Here is a 25422-nt window from a genome sequence, read left to right as displayed (position 1 = left end):
GTTGTCCATTGTATTATTGGTGAGCTATGTTGCTTTACATTAATGACAGTGATGTGTGTCGATTAAATATTGTTTTAAGCATTCATCATAAAAATGTATCATTCGTTTCAAAAGATGTCTGTGTTTGTATGAATATATTATTTTTCGTGGATTCTAATGATGATTATTAATAAATGTCAAATATGAAAGAAACCATGTCTGGGAAAAATTTCACAGATAATTGATTTTGTGAATATGATGATTAAAATTTCACAATTAAATCCGAAAAAAAGAGACGTAAATGCTTGTTAATTAACAAATGATATCTTCTATATATTTTTATTGTTTATAGATGGCTATTTCGGTAAAAATGCATTTTCAGAATATCAACCAGCGGTAAATCGAAGTAAAGGGAGTGAATTGTTGGTAATGCTGCCAACTTACTGATTTAGTGTATGATGGTGATTTTAAGGTGCTTGCGTGGCTTCCATTTCCATCAGATGTCCTTCCTGCTCCGCTACTGAAGGCGTGGTGCGTAACGGCAAAAGCACTGCCGGACATCAGCGCTATCTCTGCTCTCATTGCCGTAAAACATGGCAACTACAGTTCACTTACACCGCCTCTCAGCCCGGTACGCACCAGAAAATCATTGATATGGCCATGAATGGCGTCGGATGTCGCGCCAGTGCACGCATTATGGGCGTTGGCCTCAACACGGTTTTACGTCACTTAAAAAACTCAGGCCGCAGTCGGTAACCTCGCGCATACAACCGGGCAGTGATGTGATTGTCTGCGCTGAAATGGACGAACATTGGGGCTACGTCGGTGCTAAATCACGTCAGCGCTGGCTGTTTTACGCGTATGACAGGATACGGAGGACGGTTGTGGCGCACGTCTTCGGTGAACGCACTCTGGCCACACTGGAGCGTCTTCTGAGCCTGCTGTCGGCCTTTGAGGTCGTGGTATGGATGACGGATGGCTGGCCGCTGTATGAATCACGCCTGAAGGGAAAGCTGCACGTTATCAGCAAGCGTTACACTCAGCGCATTGAGCGACATAATCTGAATCTGAGACAACATCTGGCAAGGCTGGGACGGAAGTCACTGTCGTTCTCAAAATCGGTGGAGCTGCATGACAAGGTCATCGGGCATTATCTGAACATAAAACACTATCAGTAAGTTGGAGTCATTACCGAATTGTTTGGTAATTAGGCGAGTAGACAGGAGAGTCCCCGCATTGACCAGCTAAGGCAAGCCAGATGCGGGTTGATACGATCGAACCAGTCGTCTGAGGGGCTTAAAACGTAGTCTTAGAAAATCCAGTCATCTCTTCCAGGCCCATTTCGCGCCCCAGCGCGGTCATTGGGTGCACAACCACCAGTCCGCGAACACTTTTCTTCAGCTTGCCCATATCAGCCTGCTCTTTTTTGGTAATTGCGCGCTGGAACGGCATCTTCATCAGCTTCTGTGCTTCTTTACTCAGTTTTTGGCTATGAACCTCACGCAGGCGAGCAATTTCTGCTTCCAGCGTGGCTTTCTCTTTTTCCAGCTCGGCATATTTGTCTGCGGCTTCAACCAGCGACAGATCGGCCTGCTGGTGGCGGATGGCGTCCAGGCGATCGCTGAGACGCTTGATTTCGTTTTTTTCGACTTCTTTCATGTGATGGCTTCTGATAAAGATAAATTTATAGCCCCTAGTATGCGCGACCAGGTGCTTTGTTCACAACTGATGACATTGTAATAGTTCTGCAACGTAATCATTAACATGCTCAAAAACTACGCAATTCGTTGATTAATTAAGAAATCTATAGAAAAAGATAATAAACAGCAGCGGATGATTATTGAGGATTCAGCACGTTTTCCTTAATGTCATCTTTACCGGGAACCTAAACTAAAATTGGCGGCCGCGCATTCCCGGCGCGGGGTAATACGGAGATATCATCATGGGCAAATTAGGTGAAAACGTTCCGCTTCTTATCGATAAAGCCGTAGATTTCATGGCATCAAGCCAGGCGTTCCGGGAGTATCTGAAAAAACTTCCTCCCCGTAACGCGATTCCGTCCGGAATACCCGATGAAAGCGTGCCGTTATATCTACAACGTCTGGAGTATTATCGTCGGCTTTATCGGCCGAAGCAGGTAGAGGGGCAGTAAGCAGACGTTGCTTACTTTTGAAAGGCTTTTTTTAAGCTGATTTTGGAAATCAGCTCAGTCAGTGAAAGGACCATTGTTGATCGCACAGCCTGTTGATAGCGCTGAATTTGCATTGCATACAAACTGGAGTCTGCTGGTTCAAACTGTGGCGGCGGTGGTAACGCCGCCACGCAGTGCAGTTCACCAAAGGGTCCAAGGATTTCGTCGTCGGTAAAGGCGTACTCGTTGCCGTCGTGATTTAGCTCTTCACGCAATGCCATCAGCAGTTCCGCATCTTCGTATTCCTGGCGGTTAATGACGCCCAACCCGTAAATGAGTTTTAAACGCACAGAAAGATCGCCCAGCGGACCGTCGCCGTCGAGTAACGGTTCTACAGCATACTTCACCGCGTAATCGTCTTTGCGGAATACCTGAAGCACCAGAAGATTTACCGCCTCGGTCAAAAGCTCGACGGCGGTGATCAGAAAGCTTCGCACGGTTTTGCCAGCATTCAGACGCTCAAGCACACGGTTTTCAACGGCCTGGGTTTGTTCCATTGTTGCCTGCATATCTGACAATCTGTTATTCGGGCGCAGGGTGTCCTGCGCCTGGTCCACCATTATTGCATTGCTTTATAAGCGGTTACCGCCTCGGATACAACCTCGCTGTTGGCATCAAGACCGGAAATCTGTGCCAGCGCCGCCTGCGGACCTTTGTCAGCGATCAGTGCTGCCAGTTCCTGAGCCTGCGGATCATCTTCACTGCGGAAGTGCATTGCACCAGCAATCCCCTGAATCAGATTCTTGTGCGGAAGGCTGTATTCCAGCGTACCGAGCAGTGGCTTGATCAGACGGTCGCCAGCACTCAGTTTACGCAGCGGCTGACGGCCTACGCGCTCTACATCATCTTTCAGATACGGGTTCTCAAAACGACCGAGGATTTTCTGGATGTACGCCGCATGTTTGTCTGCGTCAAAGCCGTAGCGCTTGATCAGTACCGCACCACTTTCTTCCATCGCACCTTTTACCACCGCGCGGATTTTCTCGTCGAGAATAGCGTCACGAATGGTCTGATGACCGGCCAGTTTTCCGAGGTACGCGGTTATAGCATGACCCGTGTTCAGGGTGAAGAGTTTACGTTCGACAAATGCCATCAGGTTGTCGGTTAACTCCATGCCTGGGATGTTCGGCAGTGCGCCTTTGAACTGCGTTTTATCGACAATCCATTCGCTGAAAGTTTCTACCGTCACTTCCAGCGGATCGTTAGTTGCCGAAGCCGAAGGCGGTACGATGCGGTCAACGGCGGAATCGACAAAGCCAACGTGCTCTTCTACCCACGCTTTGGCGTCTTCCGGCAGGGCGTTCATCACATGACCTTTCAGCTGCGTGGTGCCGCGTACCATGTTTTCACAGGCGATGATGTTCAGCGGGGATTCATTACCTTGTTCTTTGCGTTTCACCAGCCCTTTGGCGATAGCCGGAGCAATACGTTCCAGCACAACCGGGCCAACGGCGGTAGTGACTAAATCGACCTGAGCAATCAGATCAACGACATCATCACCAATGCTGCTGACAGCATTGACGCCGGAAACGGTATCTACCTGCTCGGTTTCACCGACCACATGAACCTGATAGCTATGACGGGCATTCAGGGCATCAAGTACCACCTGATTGACATCGGCAAACGTCAGTTGGATACCCGCGTCTGCCAGCAGTTTACCGATAAAGCCACGACCGATATTACCTGCGCCAAAATGTAATGCTTTCATAGTATTAACCTTCATCAATGTTTTTACCCGAGAGGGCTGGGGTGAGGCTTTTCCCTCACCCAAACCCTCTCCGTGAGGAGAGGGTAGGATTGGATTACTTACGACCTGCCAGCAGTTCCAGCACTTCATCCACGCTGGTGGTGTGTGCCAGACGCTCGATGACGGACTCATCATCCAGTGCATTGGTCAGGCTGGTGATAACCTGAATGTGCTCGTTGTTACGGGCTGCAATACCAATCACCAGACGGGCAATGTCATCTTCTTCTTCACCGAAGCGCACGCCTTCCGGGTACTGGCAGAACACCACGCCCGTTTTCAGTACGCGATCTTTCGCTTCAACCGTACCGTGTGGCACCGCGATAGACTCACCCAGATAAGTCGGGGTCAGTTTTTCACGATCCAGCATCGCCTGAACGTATTCCGGCTCAACGTAACCGCCTTTCACCAGCTGCTCGCCAGCAAAACGAATCGCTTCTTCTTTGGTTGCTGCTTTGCGACCGAGGAAGATGTTCTCCGCGCCCAGTTTGAACAGGTTAGCACTGGAATCGTCAAAGCTGTCTTTCAGACTGTCTTTCACTTTCACTTCGTTTTCAGTATGGCGCTGGGCAGCAACGAGACGTTCGGTTAGGCTGGTGTACAGGCCGCTGTCGAGGAAGTTGGTCAGCGAAATATGCTGTGCCTGCGGAACCTGGCGCATAGCGCGTTCGGTCAGGTCACGGTGAGTGATGACGAGGTCCACATCTGGCGGCAGGTTGTTGATCGCGCTGTTAGTGACCGAAATCTGCGACAGACCTGCATCCTGAATTTTCTTACGCAGCACGCCTGCGCCCATCGCACTTGAACCCATACCGGCGTCACAGGCAACGATGATTTTACGTACGTGGCTCAGGTCGTTAGTCACATCGCCCGCAGATAGCGGAGATGTGCCTTTAGACTCAGCTTTCATGTCCTGCATACGACGAGTTGCTGCTTCAATATCATCTTCTTCTTTCACTTTGCTGGTTTTCAGCAAAATAGCAGAGACAACGAAGGAGACAGCCATCGCCGCACACACACCCGCGATGTTAGCGAAATAAGCACCTTTTGGTGTCATCGCCAGTACAGCAAGGATAGAACCCGGAGATGCCGGAGAAACCAGACCACCGCCCAGGATAGTCAGCGTGAACACGCCAGTCATACCGCCGAGGATGACTGCGAGGATCAGACGCGGATTCATCAGCACATACGGGAAGTAGATTTCGTGGATACCACCCAGGAAGTGGATGATTGCCGCACCGCCCGCAGACTGTTTAGCGCTACCACGACCAAAGAACATGTACGCCAGCAGCACGCCCATACCTGGACCTGGGTTAGCTTCAATCAGGAAGAAGATTGATTTACCCAGTTCATGGGACTGCTGAATACCCAGCGGCGAGAAGATACCGTGGTTAATGGCGTTGTTGAGGAACAGGATTTTCGCCGGTTCAACAAAGATAGACGCCAGCGGCAGCATGTCATGGACAACCATGAAGTTAACGCCCGCAGCCAGCATTTTGGACAGGGCTTCAACAATCGGGCCAATGCCGAGGAATGCCAGAATAGCGAGGATCATCCCGATGATGCCTGCGGAGAAGTTATTCACCAGCATCTCAAAACCGGATTTGATCTTACCGTCTACCCAGCGGTCGAAGTGCTTAATGCACCAGCCGCCCAGCGGACCTGCAATCATAGAACCGAGGAACATCGGCATGTCTGCGCCGACGATAACGCCCATGGTGGTAATGGCACCGACTACGCCACCACGTTTGCCGCCTACCAGCTTACCACCGGTATAACCGATCAGCAGCGGTAGGAGATAAGTGATCATCGGCCCGACCAGCTTCGCCAGCGTCTCGTTCGGTAACCACCCTGTTGGAATAAATAACGCGGTGATGATACCCCACGCGATAAACGCGCCGATATTTGGCATCACCATGTTGCTGAGGAAACGACCAAAGCTTTGCACTTTGATCTTAATATCGGATGACATAAAAACACCCCTTCTTATGTTTGCTGTCGCGCAGGCTGGAAGCCCGAGGTTTTTTGTTAATGTGGCGGCAGAGGTAGCCGGACCTTGTAGATACTGCGAAATCTGGCACTGAATCGGTTAACTGTCCAGTCGACGGGCTTTTGTGTGATATCAGTCACATAAATATAGGGGGTAGAGAGGTAATTGACGTGACGCTCATCACAAAACGCCTGTATAAAAAAGAAACAAGGCGGTGATTTTCGCTAAAAATGGCATTTAAATGTGAGTAATGTCACATTTTTGTTTTGATGGTTTGTTGAATCTTTGTGATCTGAATCACAAGATATTTTCTTACGGCGTTCACCTGATGTGATCTACAGCATGTTATGCCTTCGTCATACAATCGTTATGTAACTAAGCAACTCATCACCTCTAAAAATTATTCTTTGGTGTTATGGCGAGAATCGCGAACCCGGATTATTGTCAAAATATCAGCCTGACTCCCTTCTGGCTGCCAGCCAAAAAACAACACTGATAAACGTGAATCCGAGGCAGATATGTTTCTAAACTATTTCGCGTTGGGAGTGCTGATCTTCGTCTTTCTGGTGATTTTTTATGGAATCATCGCGATACATGACATCCCTTATCTGATTGCCAAAAAGCGCAATCACCCCCATGCCGACGCTATTCATACGGCGGGCTGGGTGAGCCTGTTTACTCTGCATGTTATCTGGCCGTTTCTGTGGATCTGGGCGACGCTCTATCAACCGGAGCGTGGCTGGGGTATGCAGTCACATGTTGCGTCGCAGGAGAAAGCGACTGAACCGGAAATCGCCGCACTTTCTGACCGAATTTCCCGGCTGGAGCATCAACTCGCCGCCGAGAAAAAGACTGACTATTCCACGTTCCCGGAGATCTAATTATGGATCTATTGATTGTTTTAACTTACGTGGCGCTGGCGACGGCGGCGCTGGGAGGCGTGTTTCTGGTGAGTGGTTTGATTTTGTTGATGAACTACAACCACCCTTACACTTTTACCGCGCAAAAGGCAGTGATAGCGATCCCTATCACGCCACAGGTGACGGGAATTGTTACTGAAGTCACTGACAAGAATAATCAGCTTATTCAAAAGGGCGAGGTGCTTTTTAAGCTCGACCCGGTTCGTTACCAGGCGCGAGTTGACAGACTTCAGGCTGACCTGATGACGGCGACGCATAATATAAAGACGCTGCGTGCGCAGCTCACTGAAGCGCAGGCCAACACCACCCAGGTTTCAGCGGAGCGCGACCGTCTGTTTAAAAATTATCAACGTTACCTGAAAGGCAGCCAGGCGGCGGTGAATCCGTTCTCGGAACGTGACATCGACGATGCGCGGCAAAATTTCCTCGCGCAGGATGCGTTAGTGAAAGGCTCGGTGGCGGAGCAGGCGCAGATCCAGAGTCAGCTCGACAGTATGGTCAACGGCGAGCAATCGCAGATTGTGAGCTTAAGAGCGCAACTTACTGAAGCAAAATATAATCTTGAGCAGACTGTCATTCGCGCACCAAGCAATGGCTACGTCACTCAGGTACTGATCCGCCCAGGTACATACGCAGCTGCCTTGCCGCTGCGTCCGGTGATGGTCTTCATCCCCGAGCAAAAACGGCAAATTGTCGCCCAATTTCGGCAAAACTCGCTGTTACGTCTGAAACCTGGCGATGATGCGGAAGTGGTGTTTAACGCGCTACCTGGGCAGGTGTTCCACGGCAAATTGACTAGTATTTTACCTGTCGTGCCAGGCGGTTCTTATCAGGCGCAGGGGGTATTGCAATCATTAACGGTCGTTCCCGGCACGGACGGTGTGCTGGGAACCATTGAACTGGACCCTAACGATGATATCGATGCCTTACCCGACGGCATCTACGCCCAGGTGGCGGTTTACTCCGACCATTTCAGCCATGTTTCGGTGATGCGGAAAGTGCTGCTAAGAATGACCAGTTGGATGCATTATCTTTATTTGGATCATTGAGACTTATATCACCTGTGTTTTGCGTGAGCCTGAGCCATACTGATATTTTTCCTCGCACAAAGGACTCGGCATGAAACTCGTCGGTAGCTACACCAGCCCGTTTGTACGCAAACTTTTTATTCTGTTGTTAGAAAAGGGCATAACTTTCGAATTTATTAATGAACTGCCCTATAACGCGGATAACGGCGTGGCGCAATTTAACCCGTTAGGGAAAGTGCCGGTGCTGGTGACCGAAGAGGGCGAATGCTGGTTTGATTCGCCGATCATCGCTGAATATATTGAGTTAATGAATGTCGCTCCGGCGATGTTGCCGCGCGATCCGCTGGAGTCGTTGCGGGTGCGCAAAATTGAGGCGCTGGCGGATGGCATTATGGATGCCGGGCTGGTATCGGTGCGTGAACAGGCGCGTCCGGCGGCGCAGCAGTCTGAAGATGAATTGTTACGCCAGCGGGAGAAAATCAACCGCAGTCTGGATGTGCTGGAAGGATATCTGGTCGATGGCACACTCAAAACCGATACGGTCAATCTGGCGACTATCGCCATTGCCTGTGCTGTCGGATATCTCAATTTCCGCCGCGTTGCGCCAGGTTGGTGTGTCGACCGCCCACACTTAGTCAAACTGGTCGAAAACCTGTTTAGCCGCGAAAGTTTTGCTCGCACCGAACCGCCAAAGGCTTGATGCGCGATATGTCCTCCTGACCCATCTCACGTTACAATCCGTGGTTATGTTAAACGCCCTTCTCCGTGTGAGAGGGCCTTGATCAGCCAGGTTTCCTATGACAACCGAAACGCGTTCCCTCTATAGTCAACTTCCGGCTATTGATCGCTTATTGCGCGATAGCTCCTTCCTTTCTTTGCGTGATACTTATGGTCACACCCGCGTGGTGGAATTGTTGCGTCAGATGCTCGACGAAGCGCGAGAAGTGATTCGTGGCAGCCAGACGCTGCCTGCGTGGTGTGAAAACTGGGCGCAAGAAGTCGATGCCCGGTTGACGAAAGAGGCGCAGAGCGCGCTGCGTCCGGTGATCAACCTGACGGGAACCGTGCTGCATACCAACCTTGGGCGAGCTTTACAGGCGGAAGCCGCGGTGGAAGCCGTTGCGCAGGCTATGCGTTCGCCAGTGACCCTCGAGTACGATCTGGACGACGCCGGACGCGGACATCGCGATCGGGCGCTGGCGCAGCTGCTGTGCCGTATTACGGGGGCGGAAGATGCCTGTATCGTCAATAACAATGCGGCGGCGGTGTTATTGATGTTGGCGGCCACTGCCAGCGGGAAAGAGGTGGTGGTATCTCGCGGCGAACTGGTGGAGATTGGCGGCGCGTTTCGTATTCCCGATGTTATGCGTCAGGCAGGCTGCACCCTACACGAAGTAGGGACCACCAACCGCACGCACGCGAATGATTATCGTCAGGCGGTGAATGAAAATACCGCACTGTTGATGAAAGTACATACCAGTAACTACAGCATTCAGGGGTTCACCAAAGCGATAGACGAAGCTGAACTGGTGGCGCTCGGCAAAGAGCTGGATGTTCCAGTGGTGACTGATTTAGGCAGTGGCTCGCTGGTCGATCTTAGCCAGTACGGTTTGCCGAAAGAGCCAATGCCGCAGGAGTTGATTGCGGCGGGCGTCAGTCTGGTGAGCTTCTCCGGCGACAAGTTGTTAGGCGGGCCGCAGGCCGGGATTATCGTTGGTAAAAAAGAGATGATCGCCCGCCTGCAAAGCCACCCGCTGAAGCGTGCATTACGCGCGGATAAAATGACCCTCGCGGCGCTGGAAGCCACGTTGCGTCTTTATTTACACCCTGAAGCTCTGAGTGAAAAATTACCGACCCTGCGCCTGCTTACCCGCAGCGCAGAGGTCATTCAAATCCAGGCACAACGTTTACAGGCTCCCCTTGTCGCACATTACGGCGCGGAGTTTGCGGTACAGGTTATGCCATGTCTTTCGCAGATTGGCAGTGGTTCGCTGCCGGTTGATCGCCTGCCGAGCGCGGCATTAACGTTTACACCCCATGATGGACGCGGTAGCCACCTTGAGTCATTAGCCGCCCGCTGGCGTGAATTGCCAGTGCCGGTGATTGGTCGTATTTATGACGGACGATTGTGGCTGGATTTACGCTGCCTTGAAGATGAGCAACGGTTTTTGGAGATGTTGTTGAAATGATTATTGCGACTGCCGGACACGTTGACCACGGCAAAACAACCTTATTGCAGGCGATTACTGGCGTAAATGCTGACCGTCTGCCGGAAGAAAAAAAGCGCGGCATGACCATCGATCTCGGCTATGCCTACTGGCCGCAGCCGGATGGTCGCGTGCCTGGTTTTATCGACGTTCCCGGTCATGAAAAGTTTCTTTCCAACATGCTGGCGGGCGTTGGTGGTATCGATCACGCGCTGTTGGTGGTGGCGTGCGATGACGGCGTGATGGCACAGACCCGTGAGCATCTGGCGATTTTGCAGCTGACCGGTAACCCGATGCTGACAGTGGCGCTGACCAAAGCCGATCGCGTGGACGAAGCGCGTGTTGATGAGGTTGAACGCCAGGTAAAGGAGGTTCTGCGGGAATACGGTTTTGCTGAGGCAAAACTGTTTATCACCGCAGCAACCGAAGGTCGGGGAATTGATGCCCTGCGCGAGCATCTGCTTCAGTTGCCGGAACGCGAGCACGCCAGCCAACATAGTTTCCGCCTCGCGATTGACCGCGCATTTACCGTAAAAGGTGCCGGGCTGGTCGTCACCGGTACGGCGTTAAGCGGGGAAGTGAAGGTAGGCGATTCACTCTGGCTGACTGGTGTAAATAAACCGATGCGTGTACGTGCGCTGCATGCGCAAAACCAGCCAACAGAAACCGCCAATGCCGGGCAGCGTATCGCGCTTGACATCGCGGGTGATGCGGAAAAAGAGCAGATTAACCGTGGCGACTGGCTGCTTGCCGATGTGCCGCCAGAGCCGTTCACACGGGTGATTGTCGAGCTTCAAACCCATGCACCGCTGACCCAGTGGCAGCCGCTGCATATTCACCACGCCGCCAGCCACGTCACGGGACGCGTTTCACTGCTGGAAGATAACCTTGCTGAACTGGTCTTCGACACCCCGTTATGGCTGGCAGATAACGACCGCCTGGTATTGCGCGATATCTCTGCCCGCAACACGCTGGCCGGAGCGCGCGTCGTGATGCTTAACCCGCCGCGTCGCGGTAAACGTAAACCAGAGTATCTGCAATGGCTGGCTTCCCTCGCCAGGGCACAGAATGATAGCGAAGCGTTAGCCGATCACCTGCAACGCGGCGCGGTTAATCTTCCTGATTTCGCTTGGGCGCGCCAGCTCAACGGCGAAGGGATGCGCGAACTGCTGCAACAGCCTGGCTATATTCAGGCTGGTTATAGCTTGTTGAATGCGCCGGTTGCCGCTCGCTGGCAACGGAAAATTCTCGACACATTAGCGACTTATCATGAGCAACATCGCGATGAACCTGGGCCTGGGCGCGAACGTCTGCGACGTATGGCGTTGCCAATGGAAGATGAAGCGCTAGTACTGTTGCTGATTGAAAAGATGCGCGAAAGCGGCGACATCCTCAGTCATCACGGTTGGCTGCATCTGCCGGATCACAAAGCGGGCTTCAGCGAAGAGCAGCAGGCCATCTGGCAAAAAGCAGAGCCGCTGTTTGGTGACGAGCCGTGGTGGGTGCGTGATCTGGCAAAAGAGACGGGTACCGACGAGCAGGCAATGCGCCTGACGCTACGCCAGGCGGCGCAGCAAGGAATAATTACCGCGATCGTCAAAGATCGTTATTACCGTAACGATCGGATTGTCGAATTTGCCAATATGATCCGCGATCTCGATCAGGAGTGTGGTTCAACCTGCGCGGCGGATTTCCGCGATCGCTTAGGCGTAGGCCGAAAGCTGGCAATTCAGATTCTGGAATATTTTGACCGCATTGGCTTTACGCGTCGTCGTGGAAATGATCATTTATTGCGCGACGCATTATTATTTCCGGAAAAATAAGGAAATGATTAATTAATTTTTAAAATAAATTAATACAAATTTCTTATGATTTTAAATAAAGCACATTGTTTAATGAATACAATGTGCTTTTTATTAGATTAATTTTGATAATTAATAATAATGATCATGTTTTCGAATGAAAATCCTCAGTAAGCTGCCCACCCTTTTTTACACTTTCAGGAGTGTGTTATGGCATCTTCAACTTTCTTTATTCCTTCTGTGAATGTCATCGGCGCTGATTCATTGACTGATGCAATGAATATGATGGCAGATTATGGATTTACCCGTACCTTAATTGTCACTGACAATATGTTAACGAAATTAGGTATGGCGGGTGATGTGCAAAAAGCACTGGAAGAACGCAATATTTTTAGCGTTATTTATGATGGCACCCAACCTAACCCCACCACGGAAAACGTCGCCGCAGGTTTGAAATTACTTAAAGAAAATAATTGCGATAGCGTGATCTCCTTAGGCGGTGGTTCTCCACACGACTGCGCAAAAGGTATTGCGCTGGTGGCAGCCAATGGCGGCGATATTCGCGATTACGAAGGCGTTGACCGCTCTGCAAAACCGCAGCTGCCGATGATCGCCATCAATACCACGGCGGGTACGGCCTCTGAAATGACCCGTTTCTGCATCATCACTGACGAAGCGCGTCATAACAAAATGGCGATTGTTGATAAGCACGTGACTCCGCTGCTTTCTGTCAATGACTCCTCTCTGATGATTGGTATGCCGAAGTCACTGACCGCCGCAACGGGTATGGATGCCTTAACGCACGCTATCGAAGCGTATGTTTCTATTGCCGCCACGCCGATCACTGACGCTTGTGCACTGAAAGCCGTGACCATGATTGCCGAAAACCTGCCGTTAGCCGTTGAAGATGGCAGTAATGCGAAAGCGCGTGAAGCAATGGCTTATGCCCAGTTCCTTGCCGGTATGGCGTTCAATAATGCTTCTCTGGGTTATGTTCATGCGATGGCGCACCAGCTGGGCGGTTTCTACAACCTGCCACACGGTGTATGTAACGCCGTTCTGCTGCCGCATGTTCAGGTATTCAACAGCAAAGTCGCCGCTGCACGTCTGCGTGACTGTGCCGCTGCAATGGGCGTGAACGTGACAGGTAAAAACGACGCGGAAGGTGCTGAAGCCTGCATTAACGCCATCCGTGAACTGGCGAAGAAAGTGGATATCCCGGCAGGCCTACGCGACCTGAACGTGAAAGAAGAAGATTTCGCGGTTCTGGCGACTAATGCCCTGAAAGATGCCTGTGGCTTTACTAACCCGATCCAGGCAACTCACGAAGAAATTGTGGTGATTTATCGCGCCGCAATGTAATCATCATTCCAACAACGGCTGGCAAATTGTCAGCCGCTTTTTCAACTATCTCTGTAATCCTTGCCCGTAAATTCGTGATAGCTGTCGTAAAGCTGTTACCGACTGGCGAAGATTTCGCCAGTCACGTCTACCCTTGTTATACCTCACACCGCAAGGAGACGATCATGACCAATAATCCCCCTTCAGCACAGATTAAGCCCGGCGAGTATGGTTTCCCCATCAAGTTAAAAGCCCGCTACGACAACTTTATTGGCGGTGAATGGGTAGCCCCTGCCGATGGTGAGTATTACCAGAATCTGACGCCGGTGACCGGGCAGCTGCTGTGCGAAGTGGCGTCTTCGGGCAAACGAGACATCGATCTGGCGCTGGATGCTGCGCACAAAGTGAAAGATAAATGGGCGCACACCTCGGTGCAGGATCGCGCGGCGATTCTGTTTAAGATTGCCGATCGAATGGAACAAAACCTCGAGCTGTTAGCGACAGCTGAAACCTGGGATAACGGCAAACCCATTCGCGAAACCAGTGCTGCGGATGTACCGCTGGCGATTGACCATTTCCGCTATTTCGCCTCGTGTATTCGGGCGCAGGAAGGTGGGATCAGTGAAGTTGATAGCGAAACCGTGGCCTATCATTTCCATGAACCGTTAGGCGTGGTGGGGCAGATTATCCCGTGGAACTTCCCGCTGCTGATGGCGAGCTGGAAAATGGCTCCCGCGCTGGCGGCGGGCAACTGTGTGGTGCTGAAACCCGCACGTCTTACCCCGCTTTCTGTACTGCTGCTAATGGAAATTGTCGGTGATTTACTGCCGCCGGGCGTGGTGAACGTGGTCAATGGCGCAGGTGGGGAAATTGGCGAATATCTGGCGACCTCGAAACGCATCGCCAAAGTGGCGTTTACCGGCTCAACGGAAGTGGGCCAACAAATTATGCAATACGCAACGCAAAACATTATTCCGGTGACGCTGGAGTTGGGCGGTAAGTCGCCAAATATCTTCTTTGCTGATGTGATGGATGAAGAAGATGCCTTTTTCGATAAAGCGCTGGAAGGCTTTGCACTGTTTGCCTTTAACCAGGGCGAAGTTTGCACCTGTCCGAGTCGTGCCTTAGTGCAGGAGTCAATCTACGAACGCTTTATGGAACGCGCCATCCGCCGTGTCGAAAGCATTCGCAGCGGTAACCCGCTCGACAGCGTGACGCAAATGGGCGCGCAGGTTTCTCACGGGCAACTGGAAACCATCCTCAACTACATTGATATCGGTAAAAAAGAGGGCGCTGACGTGCTCACAGGCGGGCGGCGCAAGCTGCTGGAAGGTGAACTGAAAGACGGCTACTACCTCGAACCGACGATTCTGTTTGGTCAGAACAATATGCGGGTGTTCCAGGAGGAGATTTTTGGCCCGGTGCTGGCGGTGACCACCTTCAAAACGATGGAAGAAGCGCTGGAGCTGGCGAACGATACGCAATATGGCCTGGGCGCGGGCGTCTGGAGCCGCAACGGTAATCTGGCCTATAAGATGGGGCGCGGCATACAGGCTGGGCGCGTGTGGACCAACTGTTATCACGCTTACCCGGCACATGCTGCGTTTGGTGGCTACAAACAATCAGGTATCGGTCGCGAAACCCACAAGATGATGCTGGAGCATTACCAGCAAACCAAGTGCCTGCTGGTGAGCTACTCGGATAAACCGTTGGGGCTGTTCTGATATAAGAAGCTGGTCGCATTGGGTATTCATTGCCTGATGCGACGCTTACGCGTCTTATCATGCCTACGGGAACCTGACCGTAGGCCGGATAAGGCGTACACGCCGCATCCGGCATAAACAAAGCGCACGTTGTTACAATTTACGTTTTAAACCTACGTGCGCAATAACCCAGACTACGCCAACAGAAGTGCGTTTCTGGGGCGTGTTTTGTCAGGAGTTTAATCTCGCGTTTCGATGGTGAGCGGGCGAACCAGGCCGTAAATCACCATTGGTGATCCGAGGCCAATCAGCAATAAACGGTAGATAATTGAAGGTTTAATACGCTTAATCTGTACTGTGGATGTTTTACTGGAGTTATTCATTAGTTTGGCCAATAGTTCCACTATTTCAATATGATAAACCTCGTCCTGTTGAAAAACCAGACAGCACATTTCAGAAAGTATATAAAAAACAATATGTCGTTATATAAATAAGGAAATTGCACTGCATCATGGCATTTCATAATATGCGTTAATTGTTCTTTTTTATATTCTTTGAGGGAAATATGTTCCTGGACTATTTTGCACTGGGAGTGCTTATTTTTGTATTTCTGGTGATATTCTATGGGATTATTATTTTACATGATATTCCCTACCTGATTGCTAAAAAACGTAATCATCCTCATGCCGACGCCATTCATGGGTAATGACTCCAACTTACTGATAGTGTTTTATGTTCAGATAATGCCCGATGACCTTGTCATGCAGCTCCACCGATTTTGAGAACGACAGTGACTTCCGTCCCAGCCTTGCCAGATGTTGTCTCAGATTCAGATTATGTCGCTCAATGCGCTGAGTGTAACGCTTGCTGATAACGTGCAGCTTTCCCTTCAGGCGTGACTCATACAGCGGCCAGCCATCCGTCATCCATACCACGACCTCAAAGGCCGACAGCAGGCTCAGAAGACGCTCCAGTGTGGCCAGAGTGCGTTCACCGAAGACGTGCGCCACAACCGTCCTCCGTATCCTGTCATACGCGTAAAACAGCCAGCGCTGACGTGATTTAGCACCGACGTAGCCCCAATGTTCGTCCATTTCAGCGCAGACAATCACATCACTGCCCGGTTGTATGCGCGAGGTTACCGACTGCGGCCTGAGTTTTTTAAGTGACGTAAAACCGTGTTGAGGCCAACGCCCATAATGCGTGCACTGGCACGACATCCGACGCCATTCATGGCCATATCAATGATTTTCTGGTGCGTACCGGGCTGAGAGGCGGTGTAAGTGAACTGTAGTTGCCATGTTTTACGGCAATGAGAGCAGAGATAGCGCTGATGTCCGGCAGTGCTTTTGCCGTTACGCACCACGCCTTCAGTAGCGGAGCAGGAAGGACATCTGATGGAAATGGAAGCCACGCAAGCACCTTAAAATCACCATCATACACTAAATCAGTAAGTTGGCAGCATTACCATCCATTTCAAAGGGAGGATGATGAGATCGGGAATAAAAACAAATACGACTAATAATGAATATAAAACCAGGACGTAAGGGAAAACGCCTCTGACTGCATCATCGAATTTGAGTTTTGCCACCCCTGAAATAACGTTAAGTACATTACCGATAGGCGGTGTAATTAAGCCGATTGAGCAGTTAATGATAAACATGACACCGAAATAAATCGGATCGATTCCTGCCTCTTTAACTAAAGGCATTAATACCGGGGTAAGAATTAATACCGTCGGCGTTAAATCCATGACCATGCCGACAATCAGGATAGCCACCATAATGACGATAAACAGCAGACGCGGTGAATCGACCAACGGTTGCAGTAAATCAGAAACCATCATCGGCAGTTCAGCAATGGTAATCAGCCAGGCGGAAACTTGTGCCGAGGCCACCAGAAACATAACCACTGAGGTGGTTTTCGCCGCGCCAATGAGTACATGCCAAAGTGTGGCGAAGGTCATTTCACGGTAAATAACTGTGGCGACAAACAGCGCATAGAAAGCAGCAACGGCCCCGGCTTCGGTAGGGGTAAACAGACCGGAGCGAAACCCGCCAATAATGATGACTGGAAGAAACAGCGCCCAGATACCGGAGACAAAAGAGTGCCAGATTTCCTGCATCGTTGCTTTTTGCTGGCGGGGTAAATTAAGGCGACTGGCCTGCCGCCACCAGGTAAGCATCAGCGTTGCGCCCATCATTATGCCAGGGGCAATGCCCGCCATAAACAGCTTACTGATGGATAATCCGCTGGAAACACCGAAGATAATAAACGGAATGGAAGGGGGAATAATTGGCGCGATAATGCCGCCAGAGGCAATCAGCCCCGCCGCCCGGTTGACCGGGTAGTTGGCGCTGCGCATCATCGGCACCAGTAGAGCGGCAACGGCGGCGGTATCCGCAACGGCAGAACCAGAAAGGCTCGCCATAATCATAGCTGCCAGCACGCCGACGTAGCCCAGCCCGCCTGGTTTATGCCCCACCAGTTTCATCGGCAGGTCAACAATGCGTTTTAACAAGCCGCCCGCATTCATGATTTCACCCGCCAGCACAAAGAACGGAATCGCCAGGAGGGAGAAGCTATCGGCTCCGTTCACCAGCGTTTGTGCCATGATCTGGACATCAAACATGTCCAGCCAGAACATTAACGCCGCCCCGCACAACAACAGTGCCCAGGCAATAGGCAAACCGATAGCAATACCACCCAACAGACAGCCCAGAAAAATCAGCACAGCCATGATTAAGCTCCTTGCGGTGGCGACGTTAGAGAATTGCTACGCGTGATGAGTTGATATAAATGACGCAGTTCAAAGAATGCGATAACGAGGCTGGTGGGCAGACAAGCGGCATACATCAGGCCGATGGGCAAACCGAGGATCGGTGAATAATCGCTCCAGTCCTGAATTGTTTTTAGCGTTGCGCCCCAGGCCAGTGCGCCACAAATAAATAAGATTAAGGAATGGGTAACCAGAGCGACTCGTCGTTGCCATGCGGGGGAGAGTTTCTCCACCAGAAAGGTGACCTGAACGTGGGCGTTATCCATAAAAGCCACAATCGGTAATGACTCCAACTTACTGATAGTGTTTTATGTTCAGATAATGCCCGATGACCTTGTCATGCAGCTCCACCGATTTTGAGAACGACAGTGACTTCCGTACCAGCCTTGCCAGATGTTGTCTCAGATTCAGATTATGTCGCTCAATGCGCTGAGTGTAACGCTTGCTGATAACGTGCAGCTTTCCCTTCAGGCGTGATTCATACAGCGGCCAGCCATCCGTCATCCATACCACGACCTCAAAGGCCGACAGCAGGCTCAGAAGACGCTCCAGTGTGGCCAGAGTGCGTTCACCGAAGACGTGCGCCACAACCGTCCTCCGTATCCTGTCATACGCGTAAAACAGCCAGCGCTGACGTGATTTAGCACCGACGTAGCCCCAATGTTCGTCCATTTCAGCGCAGACAATCACATCACTGCCCGGTTGTATGCGCGAGGTTACCGACTGCGGCCTGAGTTTTTTAAGTGACGTAAAACCGTGTTGAGGCCAACGCCCATAATGCGTGCACTGGCGCGACATCCGACGCCATTCATGGCCATATCAATGATTTTCTGGTGCTTACCGGGCTGAGAGGCGGTGTAAGTGAACTGTAGTTGCCATGTTTTACGGCAATGAGAGCAGAGATAGCGCTGATGTCCGGCAGTGCTTTTGCTGTTACGCACCACGCCTTCAGTAGCGGAGCAGGAAGGACATCTGATGGAAATGGAAGCCACGCAAGCACCTTAAAATCACCATCATACACTAAATCAGTAAGTTGGCAGCATTACCTAATTTGCGCATAAATATTCTTGCCGTCGATTTCGACAACGCCCGGCTCCAGGACGTTGAAGTTGGTAGCGCGCAGAAAATCGAGCGCCTTTTCAATGGCGGCGGGCAAACGGCACGGATTGGGCTGCGCGATATGTCCAAAAATCATGACTTATCTCCTCATAACGCCTGGATTTTGGCCCACACGCTGTCATCAACAGTGATGCCGTTACGGCGGTTTTCGGCCAGCAGGGTAGTAAATTCGTGGCCGGGTAAGCGGATGGCCTGGTTTTCGTCAGCGCGTTCAGCGGTAGTAACGTAATCCATGATACGTTGCAGCTTGGCATCGCGGGTGGGACCGTCGATAAGCTTGTCCACTTCAATGGCAATAAAAATTTGTGAAATGCCGTATTCGTCGCTGTTGTCCTGGGTGACTTCGGCAACCGATGCGCCGTCGGAAAGGAGAGTAGCGATCATATCCAGCACAATCGACATGCCAGAACCTTTCCAGTAGCCCATCGGCAAAATGCGGCGATTCTTCTCGATAACGCCAGGTTCTTTGGTCAAATTGCCCTCATCATCAAAGCCACCATCGACCGGGAGCTGACGGCCTGCCAGGCGGTTAACTTCTAACATGCCGTAAGAGAACATCGACATCGACATATCGACCATGGTGATCGGCGTGGAAGGAATGGCGACGATCAGCGGGTTAGTGCCGATGCGACACTCTTTTGCGCCCCACGGCGGCATTACGGCGATGGAGTTGGTCCAGCAAATGCCAATATAGCCTTTTTCCGCCGCCTGCCAGCCGTAGCTGCCGCCGCGCATCCAGTGGTTGGCATTACGAAGTGCCACCAGACCAATACCGTGATCGGCAGCCAGTTCAATGGCGCGATCCATCATCTTTTTCGCCGTCAGGTTGCCGATCGAACGCTGGGCATCCCACTGTTCAATTGCGCCGAGGCTGGTTATACGTTTGGGTTGGGCATCAGGAATGATATCGCCGTTTTCCAGTTGTTGAATGAAACGAGGGAAACGATTAACGCCGTGAGAATAAACGCCGGATTCGGTGGTGCGGGCGAACATCTCTGCACAGGCGTCAGCCGTTTCGCTGTCAACGCCGCGTGAAATTAAGACCCGATTAAAGGCTGCTTTTAACTGCTCAAATGTCACTTTCATCCTAGGCTTCCTTGTTTTTTGATCGCTTTTTTGGCTTAAAATTTCAATATGCGGAACTAGATTTCAAATATATCGATCACTTTTTAACAAAGCAATCTGATTGATGAATTTCAAAAGACATAAAAATCAAGTGGTTATAAATTATCTGTCGAGATCGTGAACTACGGCACACTTTGCGCTACCATCAGGACGCGACAAAATGGGGAAAGAAGTGATGGGAAAAAAAGAGAACGAGATGGCGCAGGAAAAAGAGCGTCCAGCCGGAAGCCAGAGTCTGTTTCGCGGGTTGATGCTGATTGAGATTTTGAGCAACTATCCAAACGGTTGTCCGTTGGCGCATCTTTCGGAGCTGGCTGGTTTAAATAAGAGTACCGTCCATCGCTTATTGCAGGGATTACAGTCCTGCGGCTATGTGACCACCGCGCCCGCCGCAGGGAGTTACCGCCTGACTACCAAATTTATTGCCGTCGGGCAGAAGGCGCTGTCTTCGCTGAATATCATTCATATCGCCGCTCCGCATCTTGAGGCACTGAACATCGCCACTGGTGAAACCATTAACTTCTCCAGCCGCGAAGACGATCACGCTATTTTGATTTATAAGCTGGAACCCACAACCGGGATGCTGCGAACCCGTGCCTATATTGGCCAGCATATGCCGCTCTACTGTTCCGCAATGGGCAAGATCTACATGGCGTTTGGTCACCCGGACTACGTGAAGTCATACTGGGAAAACCATCAGCATGAGATCCAGCCGTTAACCCGCAATACCATTACCGAGCTGCCCGCGATGTTCGACGAACTGGCGCACATTCGTGAAAGCGGAGCGGCGATGGACAGAGAAGAAAACGAACTCGGCGTCTCCTGTATTGCTGTTCCGGTGTTTGATATTCATGGGCGGGTGCCGTACGCCGTGTCGATTTCGCTTTCGACATCACGTCTGAAACAGGTGGGAGAGAAAAATCTCCTGAAACCACTGCGTGAAACCGCGCAGGCTATTTCTAATGAACTGGGATTTACTGTCAGGGATGACCTGGGCGCGATCACATAACGCTTTGGACAAGTGCCAAAACTTTAACATTTCCTTCGTTGGATCAAAGCAGTAGGGACGCGCTCTCTGGCACTCTGCTGTTTTAGTGCAAAGGAATGATCATGAACCGGTTTATTATTGCGGATGCGACGAAATGTATCGGTTGCCGTACCTGTGAAGTGGCTTGCGCAGTGTCGCATCAGGAGAATCAGGATTGCGCTGCGTTGTCACCAGACGAGTTTATTTCCCGTATTCGTGTCATTAAAGACCACAGCTGGACCACGCCAGTAGCCTGTCATCAGTGTGAAGATGCACCGTGCGCGAATGTCTGCCCTGTTGACGCGATAAGCCGCGAACATGGGCATATTTTCGTTGAACAAACACGTTGCATTGGCTGTAAAAGCTGTATGCTGGCTTGCCCGTTTGGTGCGATGGAGGTCGTTTCTTCGCGCAAAAAGGCGAGGGCGATTAAGTGCGATCTGTGCTGGCATCGGGAGACGGGGCCGGCCTGTGTTGAAGCCTGCCCGACAAAGGCGTTGCAGTGCATGGATGTCGAGAAAGTGCAGCGGCATCGGCTACAGCAGCAGCCTGTTTGAAACGTTTTCCGGCGTTTCTCAACGCCGGAATAGTGCGCTTTGTTTATGCCAGATGCGGCGTAAACGCCTTATCCGGCCTACAAATTCTTCCAAATTCAATATATTGCAGAAATCATGTAGGCCTGATAAGCGTAGCGCATCAGGCAATTTTTAGTGACTTTCAGCCCAGGCTCTTTCTATCTCTTCCGCCAGAATCTTCACCCCCGCCTCAATTTTCTCCGGCTCTGGTACGTAGTTCATGCGCATACATTGATGCGTATGCGGCCACGGTTTATCCAGTCCCGGGAAGAAGTTGTGCCCCGGCACCATCAGCACGCCGCGTGCTTTCAGGCGCTGATAGAGCTGCTCGGTCGTAATGGGCAAATCCTTAAACCATAGCCAGAGGAAAATGGCTCCTTCCGGTTTATGAATCAGGCAGCGATTTTCCGGTAAATAGCGGCGAATGATGGCGATAGTTTCCTGAACACGCTGGTAGTAAAACGGTTTGATGACTGTTTCAGACAGGCGCAGCAGATCGTTACGCTTAATCATTTCACACATCATCGCCGGACCAATACCGCCAGGTGCCAGGCTGATAATGCCGTTCATATTGGTGATGGCAGTGATGATTTTTTCATTGGCGATGATAATGCCGCAGCGGGAGCCAGGCAGCCCCAGCTTGGAAAGACTCATGCACAGTACGATATTCGGATTCCATAGCGGGCGCCCTTCACTGAAGATGATACCCGGGAACGGGACGCCATAAGCGTTATCAATCACCAGCGGAATGCCGTGTTGATTCGCCAGCGCGTCAAGCTTCAGCAACTCTTCGTCAGTAATCACATTACCTGTTGGATTCGTCGGCCGGGAGACGCAAATCATCCCGGTTTCTTCGCCAATATGCAGATGCTCAAAATCGACGTGGTATTTAAACTGGCCTTCCGGCAGCAGTTCAATATTCGGACGCGCAGAGACAAACAGATCTTCTTCCAGTCCGGCGTCAGCGTAGCCAATGTATTCCGGTGCCAGCGGGAACAGCACTTTTTTGACCCGACCATCGGCACGGCGTCCGGCAAACAGGTTAAATAAGTAGAAAAACGCGCTCTGGCTGCCGTTTGTTAGTGCAATATTCTGTGGTTCGATATCCCAACCCAACTTCTCGCGCAGCATTCCGGCAAGCAGTGTGAGTAGCTCCGTTTTCCCCTGTGGACCGTCGTAGTTACACAGTGCATCAGTCGCTTTGCCACTTTCCAGCATGTCGGTCAGTAGCGTCTGGAAGTAGTCCTGCATTTCCGGGATCTGCGCCGGATTACCGCCGCCGAGCATAATCGCGCCAGGCGTGCGTAAACCGTCGTTCAGATCTTCCATCAGCAGCGTAATGCCGGAGTGGCGGGTAAATTTGTCACCAAAAAGGGAGAATGTCATAGCGGGATATCTGTCGAACTCTGTAGCAAGGAAGGTAACAATAACGCTACATTTGCTGGGGTGCAAATCGGTCTGTTGAAGAGTGAGCGGTGCTTTATCCCGCAACGCTGATTAGGGCTGACATTTTATCCTGGTTGGCGGCTTCCCGAGGTACTGACGAACGGGAAGCCGGAAAAGTCACTGTTGCCCAGCCCAGATGACCAGCACTTTATCGTCGCCATGCTCACGAACAAAGCCGTAGCCCTGCTTCAGCGAAAGTGTCGTTTGTTTGCCCGCGCCAATTGCGGGATGGCGGGCGCGGAACTGGCTGATTTTCTGCCAGTGCGCGACGTTGGCGGCAGATTTACCGCTAACATCCTGCCAGTTCATATCCGAACGTGTACCTTGCAGCGGATCAGAACCTGTAGGACCGAACGGACGCGAGGATTCATCGCCATAAAAGATTTGTACCGCGCCTGGCGCTAATAGTAATAACTCTGCTGCTTTGTCGCCCCCTTCACGGAACAGACGGGTATCATGCGACGAGAGGTAGCTCAACACGTTGAAACCCTGCAATTTCTCCGCCATTTGCTGCCAGGTCGTATCCATCTGCGCCAGACAATCGACTGCTTTCGCCGCCTGCTCCTGATAATCGAAATTGATCATCGCATCGAAGCCGTGGCGATAGTAGTCACTTTGCATCACGCCGTGGCCCCAGGCTTCACCGGTCATCCAGAAAGGTTTGTCATCTAATGCTTTGTCGGGGTTAGTTTTTTTCCATTCGCGAAGCGCGGAGCTGGCTTCGGTTTTCAGTTGCTGCCAGGCGGGCAACTCAACATGTTTGGCGGTATCGACCCGAAAACCATCAATCCCATAGTCGCGGACCCACTGACTTAACCAGTGGGTTAAGTAATCGCGAGGTGTAAAGCCTTCGATGACTTTAGCGTGAGTATCCGTTTTGTTTTTATAGAACACCGGCAGACCAGAAGCGGTAGTTGATTCGGTTTTGATATCCGGCAAAAAGGCCAGCGACATAGTGAGATCGTCGAATCCAGGATTGTCGTAATCGCCGATATCCGTTCTGATCCAGTTTTTTCCCCACCATTTATCCCAGCCTGTTTTGTCGCTGAAATTAATGTAATCGTTAAAGCTATGCCAGGTTTGTCCGGCGGCAGGTTTCCAGTCGCTCCAGCGTTCACCCAGCGTTTTTTTCACTTCGTCACCAGAAAGATATAACGCGCCAAACTGATACTCCTGCATATCCGCCAGCGTGGCATAGCTGGTGTGGTTCATCACGACATCAAAGAGAATACGAATACCGCGCTGATGTGCGCTATCAACCAGCGTCCGTAGATCGGCTTCGTTGCCCATATTGGCATCAAGATTCGTCCAGTCCTGTGTGTAATAACCGTGGTAGGCATAATGCGGGAAATCGCCTTTTGTACCACCGCCGACCCAGCCGTGAATTTGCTCAAATGGGGCGCTTATCCATAAAGCATTAACGCCCAACTGCTGGAGGTAATCCAGTTTGTTGGTCAGGCCGCGTAAATCGCCGCCGTGAAAAGTGCCAATTTCCGCCATACCGTCTTTATGACGTCCGTAACTCTGGTCATTACTGGGATCGCCGTTTTCGAAACGATCTGTCAGCACAAAGTAAACCGTGGCGTTATGCCAGTCGAAAGGGGCGGATGTGTCAGTTTCTGCCCGTTCCAGCAGGAGTAAACCGTTGCTGGTAGCAGCGGGTTGTAACGTTATTTGACCGTTCTTCACTATCGCAATTTGTTGGCTGTAATAATCCCGTACGGCGGCTCCTTCCGGGAAAGTGGCGCTGACATCCAGCGTGAGCGGTAATCCATCCCATTTCGGGCATTCACGGACCAGGTTTGCTACCGGTTCGGCGGCGTTCTGGATGGAAATCATCAATGTTGGCGTACCGGAGCGGGTGTCTATTTGCAGCGTATATTTGCCGTCCCTGAACAATCGCCATTGAGGCGGCGTGTTGCTACAAGGTTGCAGGGAAAGCATCTGATTGAGTTTTATCGCATCTGCAGGCTGCCAGCACTGTTGGTCAAAATTTAGCGTGAGTGGACGCGTACCTTTGGGCAACTGCGCGTGGCTGACAAATGTTCCCGTTCCCTGTTCGCTAAAGGCAGGGAACCCCGGAGAAGTCCAGCTGGCGGCAACGGCGAAGCCAGGAAGGAGTGTCAGAAAACAGGCGGCGAGTTTCATGGTGGATGAGTCCTTATTGCTGCGATTTCAGACAGTTTGCCAGCGATAAGCCAGACAAAACTCATCCCTGAGCGGTAAGTCCACAGGATGAGAAGCAAGGGTGAGCGATCGCGCGCAAAAAACGGCTGAATTTTGCGATAACCCCCACATTTTCTGCGATTTAGCGCCAATCTGAATCGTTAACTCGTGACATAGTTTCAGATTTGGACTATTCCTTGGGGTGCTCTTGACAGCTATTTTTGATATGATTTGAGATTCAACTCTCAAATTTGTGAAAAATATAAGGTGTTGGAATGAT

The 25422-nt window shown here is 51.2% G+C and carries 25 protein-coding genes, 1 pseudogene and 4 other annotated features; of the genes and pseudogenes, 12 read left to right on the top strand and 14 right to left on the bottom strand.

Annotated features, from left to right (window positions below; all coding sequences use genetic code 11):
- Positions 1–404 precede the first annotated feature (404 nt).
- Positions 405–1172: a mobile genetic element, on the top strand.
- Together insA (SF3638) and insB (SF3637) are read left to right on the top strand one after the other, a co-directional pair.
- Complete coding sequence (gene insA / locus SF3638; RefSeq protein NP_709378.1) at positions 460–735, top strand: insertion element IS1 protein InsA; 276 nt, start codon at positions 460–462, stop codon at positions 733–735. It overlaps the preceding feature by 276 nt.
- On the top strand, positions 762–1157 hold the full coding sequence (gene insB, locus SF3637) for an insertion element IS1 protein InsB (protein ID NP_709377.1): 396 nt from the start codon (positions 762–764) through the stop codon (positions 1155–1157). It lies within the feature at positions 405–1172.
- A gap of 103 nt (positions 1173–1275) precedes the next feature.
- On the opposite strand, the gene yibL is transcribed toward insB (SF3637), so the two are convergent.
- Positions 1276–1638: a hypothetical protein gene (yibL, locus tag SF3636; protein ID NP_709376.1), complete on the bottom strand. Its 363-nt coding sequence runs from the start codon at positions 1636–1638 to the stop codon at positions 1276–1278.
- A gap of 283 nt (positions 1639–1921) precedes the next feature.
- On the opposite strand from yibL, the gene SF3635a reads away from it, so the two are divergent.
- Positions 1922–2131 carry a hypothetical protein gene (locus tag SF3635a; protein YP_008439291.1) on the top strand — a complete coding sequence of 70 codons (210 nt, stop codon included), beginning with the start codon at positions 1922–1924 and terminating at the stop codon, positions 2129–2131.
- 11 nt (positions 2132–2142) lie between these two features.
- On the opposite strand, the gene mtlR is transcribed toward SF3635a, so the two are convergent.
- The 3 genes from mtlR to mtlA all read right to left on the bottom strand — a co-directional run bounded on the left by mtlR (position 2143) and on the right by mtlA (position 5886).
- Complete coding sequence (mtlR, locus tag SF3635) at positions 2143–2730, bottom strand: mannitol repressor protein (protein NP_709375.1); 588 nt, start codon at positions 2728–2730, stop codon at positions 2143–2145.
- Complete coding sequence (gene mtlD, locus SF3634; RefSeq protein NP_709374.2) at positions 2730–3878, bottom strand: mannitol-1-phosphate 5-dehydrogenase; 1149 nt, start codon at positions 3876–3878, stop codon at positions 2730–2732. The genes mtlR and mtlD overlap by 1 nt, the downstream gene beginning before the upstream one ends.
- Positions 3879–3972: 94 nt before the next feature.
- Entirely contained in the window at positions 3973–5886 is a 1914-nt protein-coding gene (gene mtlA, locus SF3633; protein NP_709373.1) for a PTS system mannitol-specific transporter subunit IICBA, read from the bottom strand.
- 536 nt (positions 5887–6422) lie between these two features.
- Here mtlA and yibI point away from each other — a divergent pair.
- The 7 genes from yibI (at position 6423) to aldB (ending at position 14926) form a co-directional block, all read left to right on the top strand.
- Positions 6423–6785, top strand: coding sequence for a hypothetical protein (yibI, locus tag SF3632; RefSeq protein ID NP_709372.1), 363 nt, complete (start codon positions 6423–6425; stop codon positions 6783–6785).
- A gap of 2 nt (positions 6786–6787) precedes the next feature.
- Positions 6788–7873, top strand: coding sequence for a hypothetical protein (gene yibH / locus SF3631; protein ID NP_709371.1), 1086 nt, complete (start codon positions 6788–6790; stop codon positions 7871–7873).
- A 70-nt stretch (positions 7874–7943) separates the two neighbouring features.
- Positions 7944–8552 (top strand): glutathione S-transferase, encoded by a 609-nt coding sequence (gene yibF / locus SF3630; RefSeq protein NP_709370.1) that lies wholly within the window; start codon positions 7944–7946, stop codon positions 8550–8552.
- 97 nt (positions 8553–8649) lie between these two features.
- Positions 8650–10041, top strand: a complete 1392-nt coding sequence (gene selA, locus SF3629; RefSeq protein ID NP_709369.1) for a selenocysteine synthase — start codon at positions 8650–8652, stop codon at positions 10039–10041.
- Complete coding sequence (selB, locus tag SF3628; RefSeq protein ID NP_709368.1) at positions 10038–11882, top strand: selenocysteinyl-tRNA-specific translation factor; 1845 nt, start codon at positions 10038–10040, stop codon at positions 11880–11882. The genes selA and selB overlap by 4 nt, the downstream gene beginning before the upstream one ends.
- 189 nt (positions 11883–12071) lie before the next feature.
- Entirely contained in the window at positions 12072–13223 is a 1152-nt protein-coding gene (yiaY, locus tag SF3627; protein NP_709367.1) for an alcohol dehydrogenase, read from the top strand.
- A 74-nt stretch (positions 13224–13297) separates the two neighbouring features.
- Positions 13298–14926, top strand: coding sequence for an aldehyde dehydrogenase (gene aldB, locus SF3626; protein ID NP_709366.2), 1629 nt, complete (start codon positions 13298–13300; stop codon positions 14924–14926).
- A 218-nt stretch (positions 14927–15144) separates the two neighbouring features.
- Here aldB and SF3625a read toward each other — a convergent pair whose 3' ends face one another.
- The 8 genes and pseudogenes from SF3625a to yiaK all read right to left on the bottom strand — a co-directional run bounded on the left by SF3625a (position 15145) and on the right by yiaK (position 19889).
- Positions 15145–15357 (bottom strand): membrane protein, encoded by a 213-nt coding sequence (locus SF3625a; protein YP_008439290.1) that lies wholly within the window; start codon positions 15355–15357, stop codon positions 15145–15147.
- Between the two features lie 249 nt (positions 15358–15606).
- Positions 15607–16374 (bottom strand) — a mobile genetic element.
- The gene (gene insB, locus SF3625; RefSeq protein ID NP_709365.1) at positions 15622–16017 is read right to left on the bottom strand and encodes an insertion element IS1 protein InsB; all 396 of its coding nucleotides are present in this window, start codon (positions 16015–16017) and stop codon (positions 15622–15624) included. Its footprint overlaps the feature before it by 396 nt.
- On the bottom strand, positions 16044–16319 hold the full coding sequence (gene insA, locus SF3624; RefSeq protein NP_709364.1) for an insertion element IS1 protein InsA: 276 nt from the start codon (positions 16317–16319) through the stop codon (positions 16044–16046). Its footprint lies within the feature at positions 15607–16374.
- Positions 16353–17645: an L-dehydroascorbate transporter large permease gene (locus SF3623; protein NP_709363.1), complete on the bottom strand. Its 1293-nt coding sequence runs from the start codon at positions 17643–17645 to the stop codon at positions 16353–16355.
- Positions 17646–17647: 2 nt before the next feature.
- Positions 17648–17964 (bottom strand) — a sequence feature (Similar to Escherichia coli K12 conserved hypothetical protein gi: 1790002 (158 aa). BLAST with identity of 99% in 106 aa. This CDS has been truncated. The sequence has been checked and is believed to be correct.).
- Positions 17648–17964, bottom strand: a pseudogene (gene yiaM, locus SF3622). Its footprint overlaps the feature before it by 317 nt.
- Positions 17964–18731 (bottom strand) — a mobile genetic element. Its footprint overlaps the pseudogene before it by 1 nt.
- Positions 17979–18374: an insertion element IS1 protein InsB gene (gene insB / locus SF3621; protein ID NP_709362.1), complete on the bottom strand. Its 396-nt coding sequence runs from the start codon at positions 18372–18374 to the stop codon at positions 17979–17981. Its footprint overlaps the feature before it by 396 nt.
- The gene (gene insA, locus SF3620) at positions 18401–18676 is read right to left on the bottom strand and encodes an insertion element IS1 protein InsA (RefSeq protein NP_709361.1); all 276 of its coding nucleotides are present in this window, start codon (positions 18674–18676) and stop codon (positions 18401–18403) included. Its footprint lies within the feature at positions 17964–18731.
- Positions 18732–18890: 159 nt before the next feature.
- A complete protein-coding gene (gene yiaK / locus SF3619; protein ID NP_709360.1) occupies positions 18891–19889 on the bottom strand; it encodes a 2,3-diketo-L-gulonate reductase in 999 nt (332 codons plus the stop codon).
- A 199-nt stretch (positions 19890–20088) separates the two neighbouring features.
- On the opposite strand from yiaK, the gene yiaJ reads away from it, so the two are divergent.
- Positions 20089–20937, top strand: a complete 849-nt coding sequence (yiaJ, locus tag SF3618; protein NP_709359.1) for a regulator — start codon at positions 20089–20091, stop codon at positions 20935–20937.
- A gap of 101 nt (positions 20938–21038) precedes the next feature.
- Positions 21039–21512, top strand: a complete 474-nt coding sequence (yiaI, locus tag SF3617) for a hypothetical protein (RefSeq protein ID NP_709358.2) — start codon at positions 21039–21041, stop codon at positions 21510–21512.
- 150 nt (positions 21513–21662) lie between these two features.
- Here yiaI and avtA read toward each other — a convergent pair whose 3' ends face one another.
- Both avtA and malS read right to left on the bottom strand, forming a co-directional pair.
- Positions 21663–22916, bottom strand: coding sequence for a valine--pyruvate transaminase (gene avtA / locus SF3616; RefSeq protein ID NP_709357.2), 1254 nt, complete (start codon positions 22914–22916; stop codon positions 21663–21665).
- Between the two features lie 177 nt (positions 22917–23093).
- Complete coding sequence (malS, locus tag SF3615; RefSeq protein NP_709356.1) at positions 23094–25124, bottom strand: alpha-amylase; 2031 nt, start codon at positions 25122–25124, stop codon at positions 23094–23096.
- Positions 25125–25422 lie beyond the last annotated feature (298 nt).

It is taken from the genome of Shigella flexneri 2a str. 301, from assembly GCF_000006925.2.
Classification (GTDB): Bacteria; Pseudomonadota; Gammaproteobacteria; order Enterobacterales; family Enterobacteriaceae; genus ECMA0423.
This window is presented reverse-complemented; position numbering and strand designations above follow the sequence as displayed.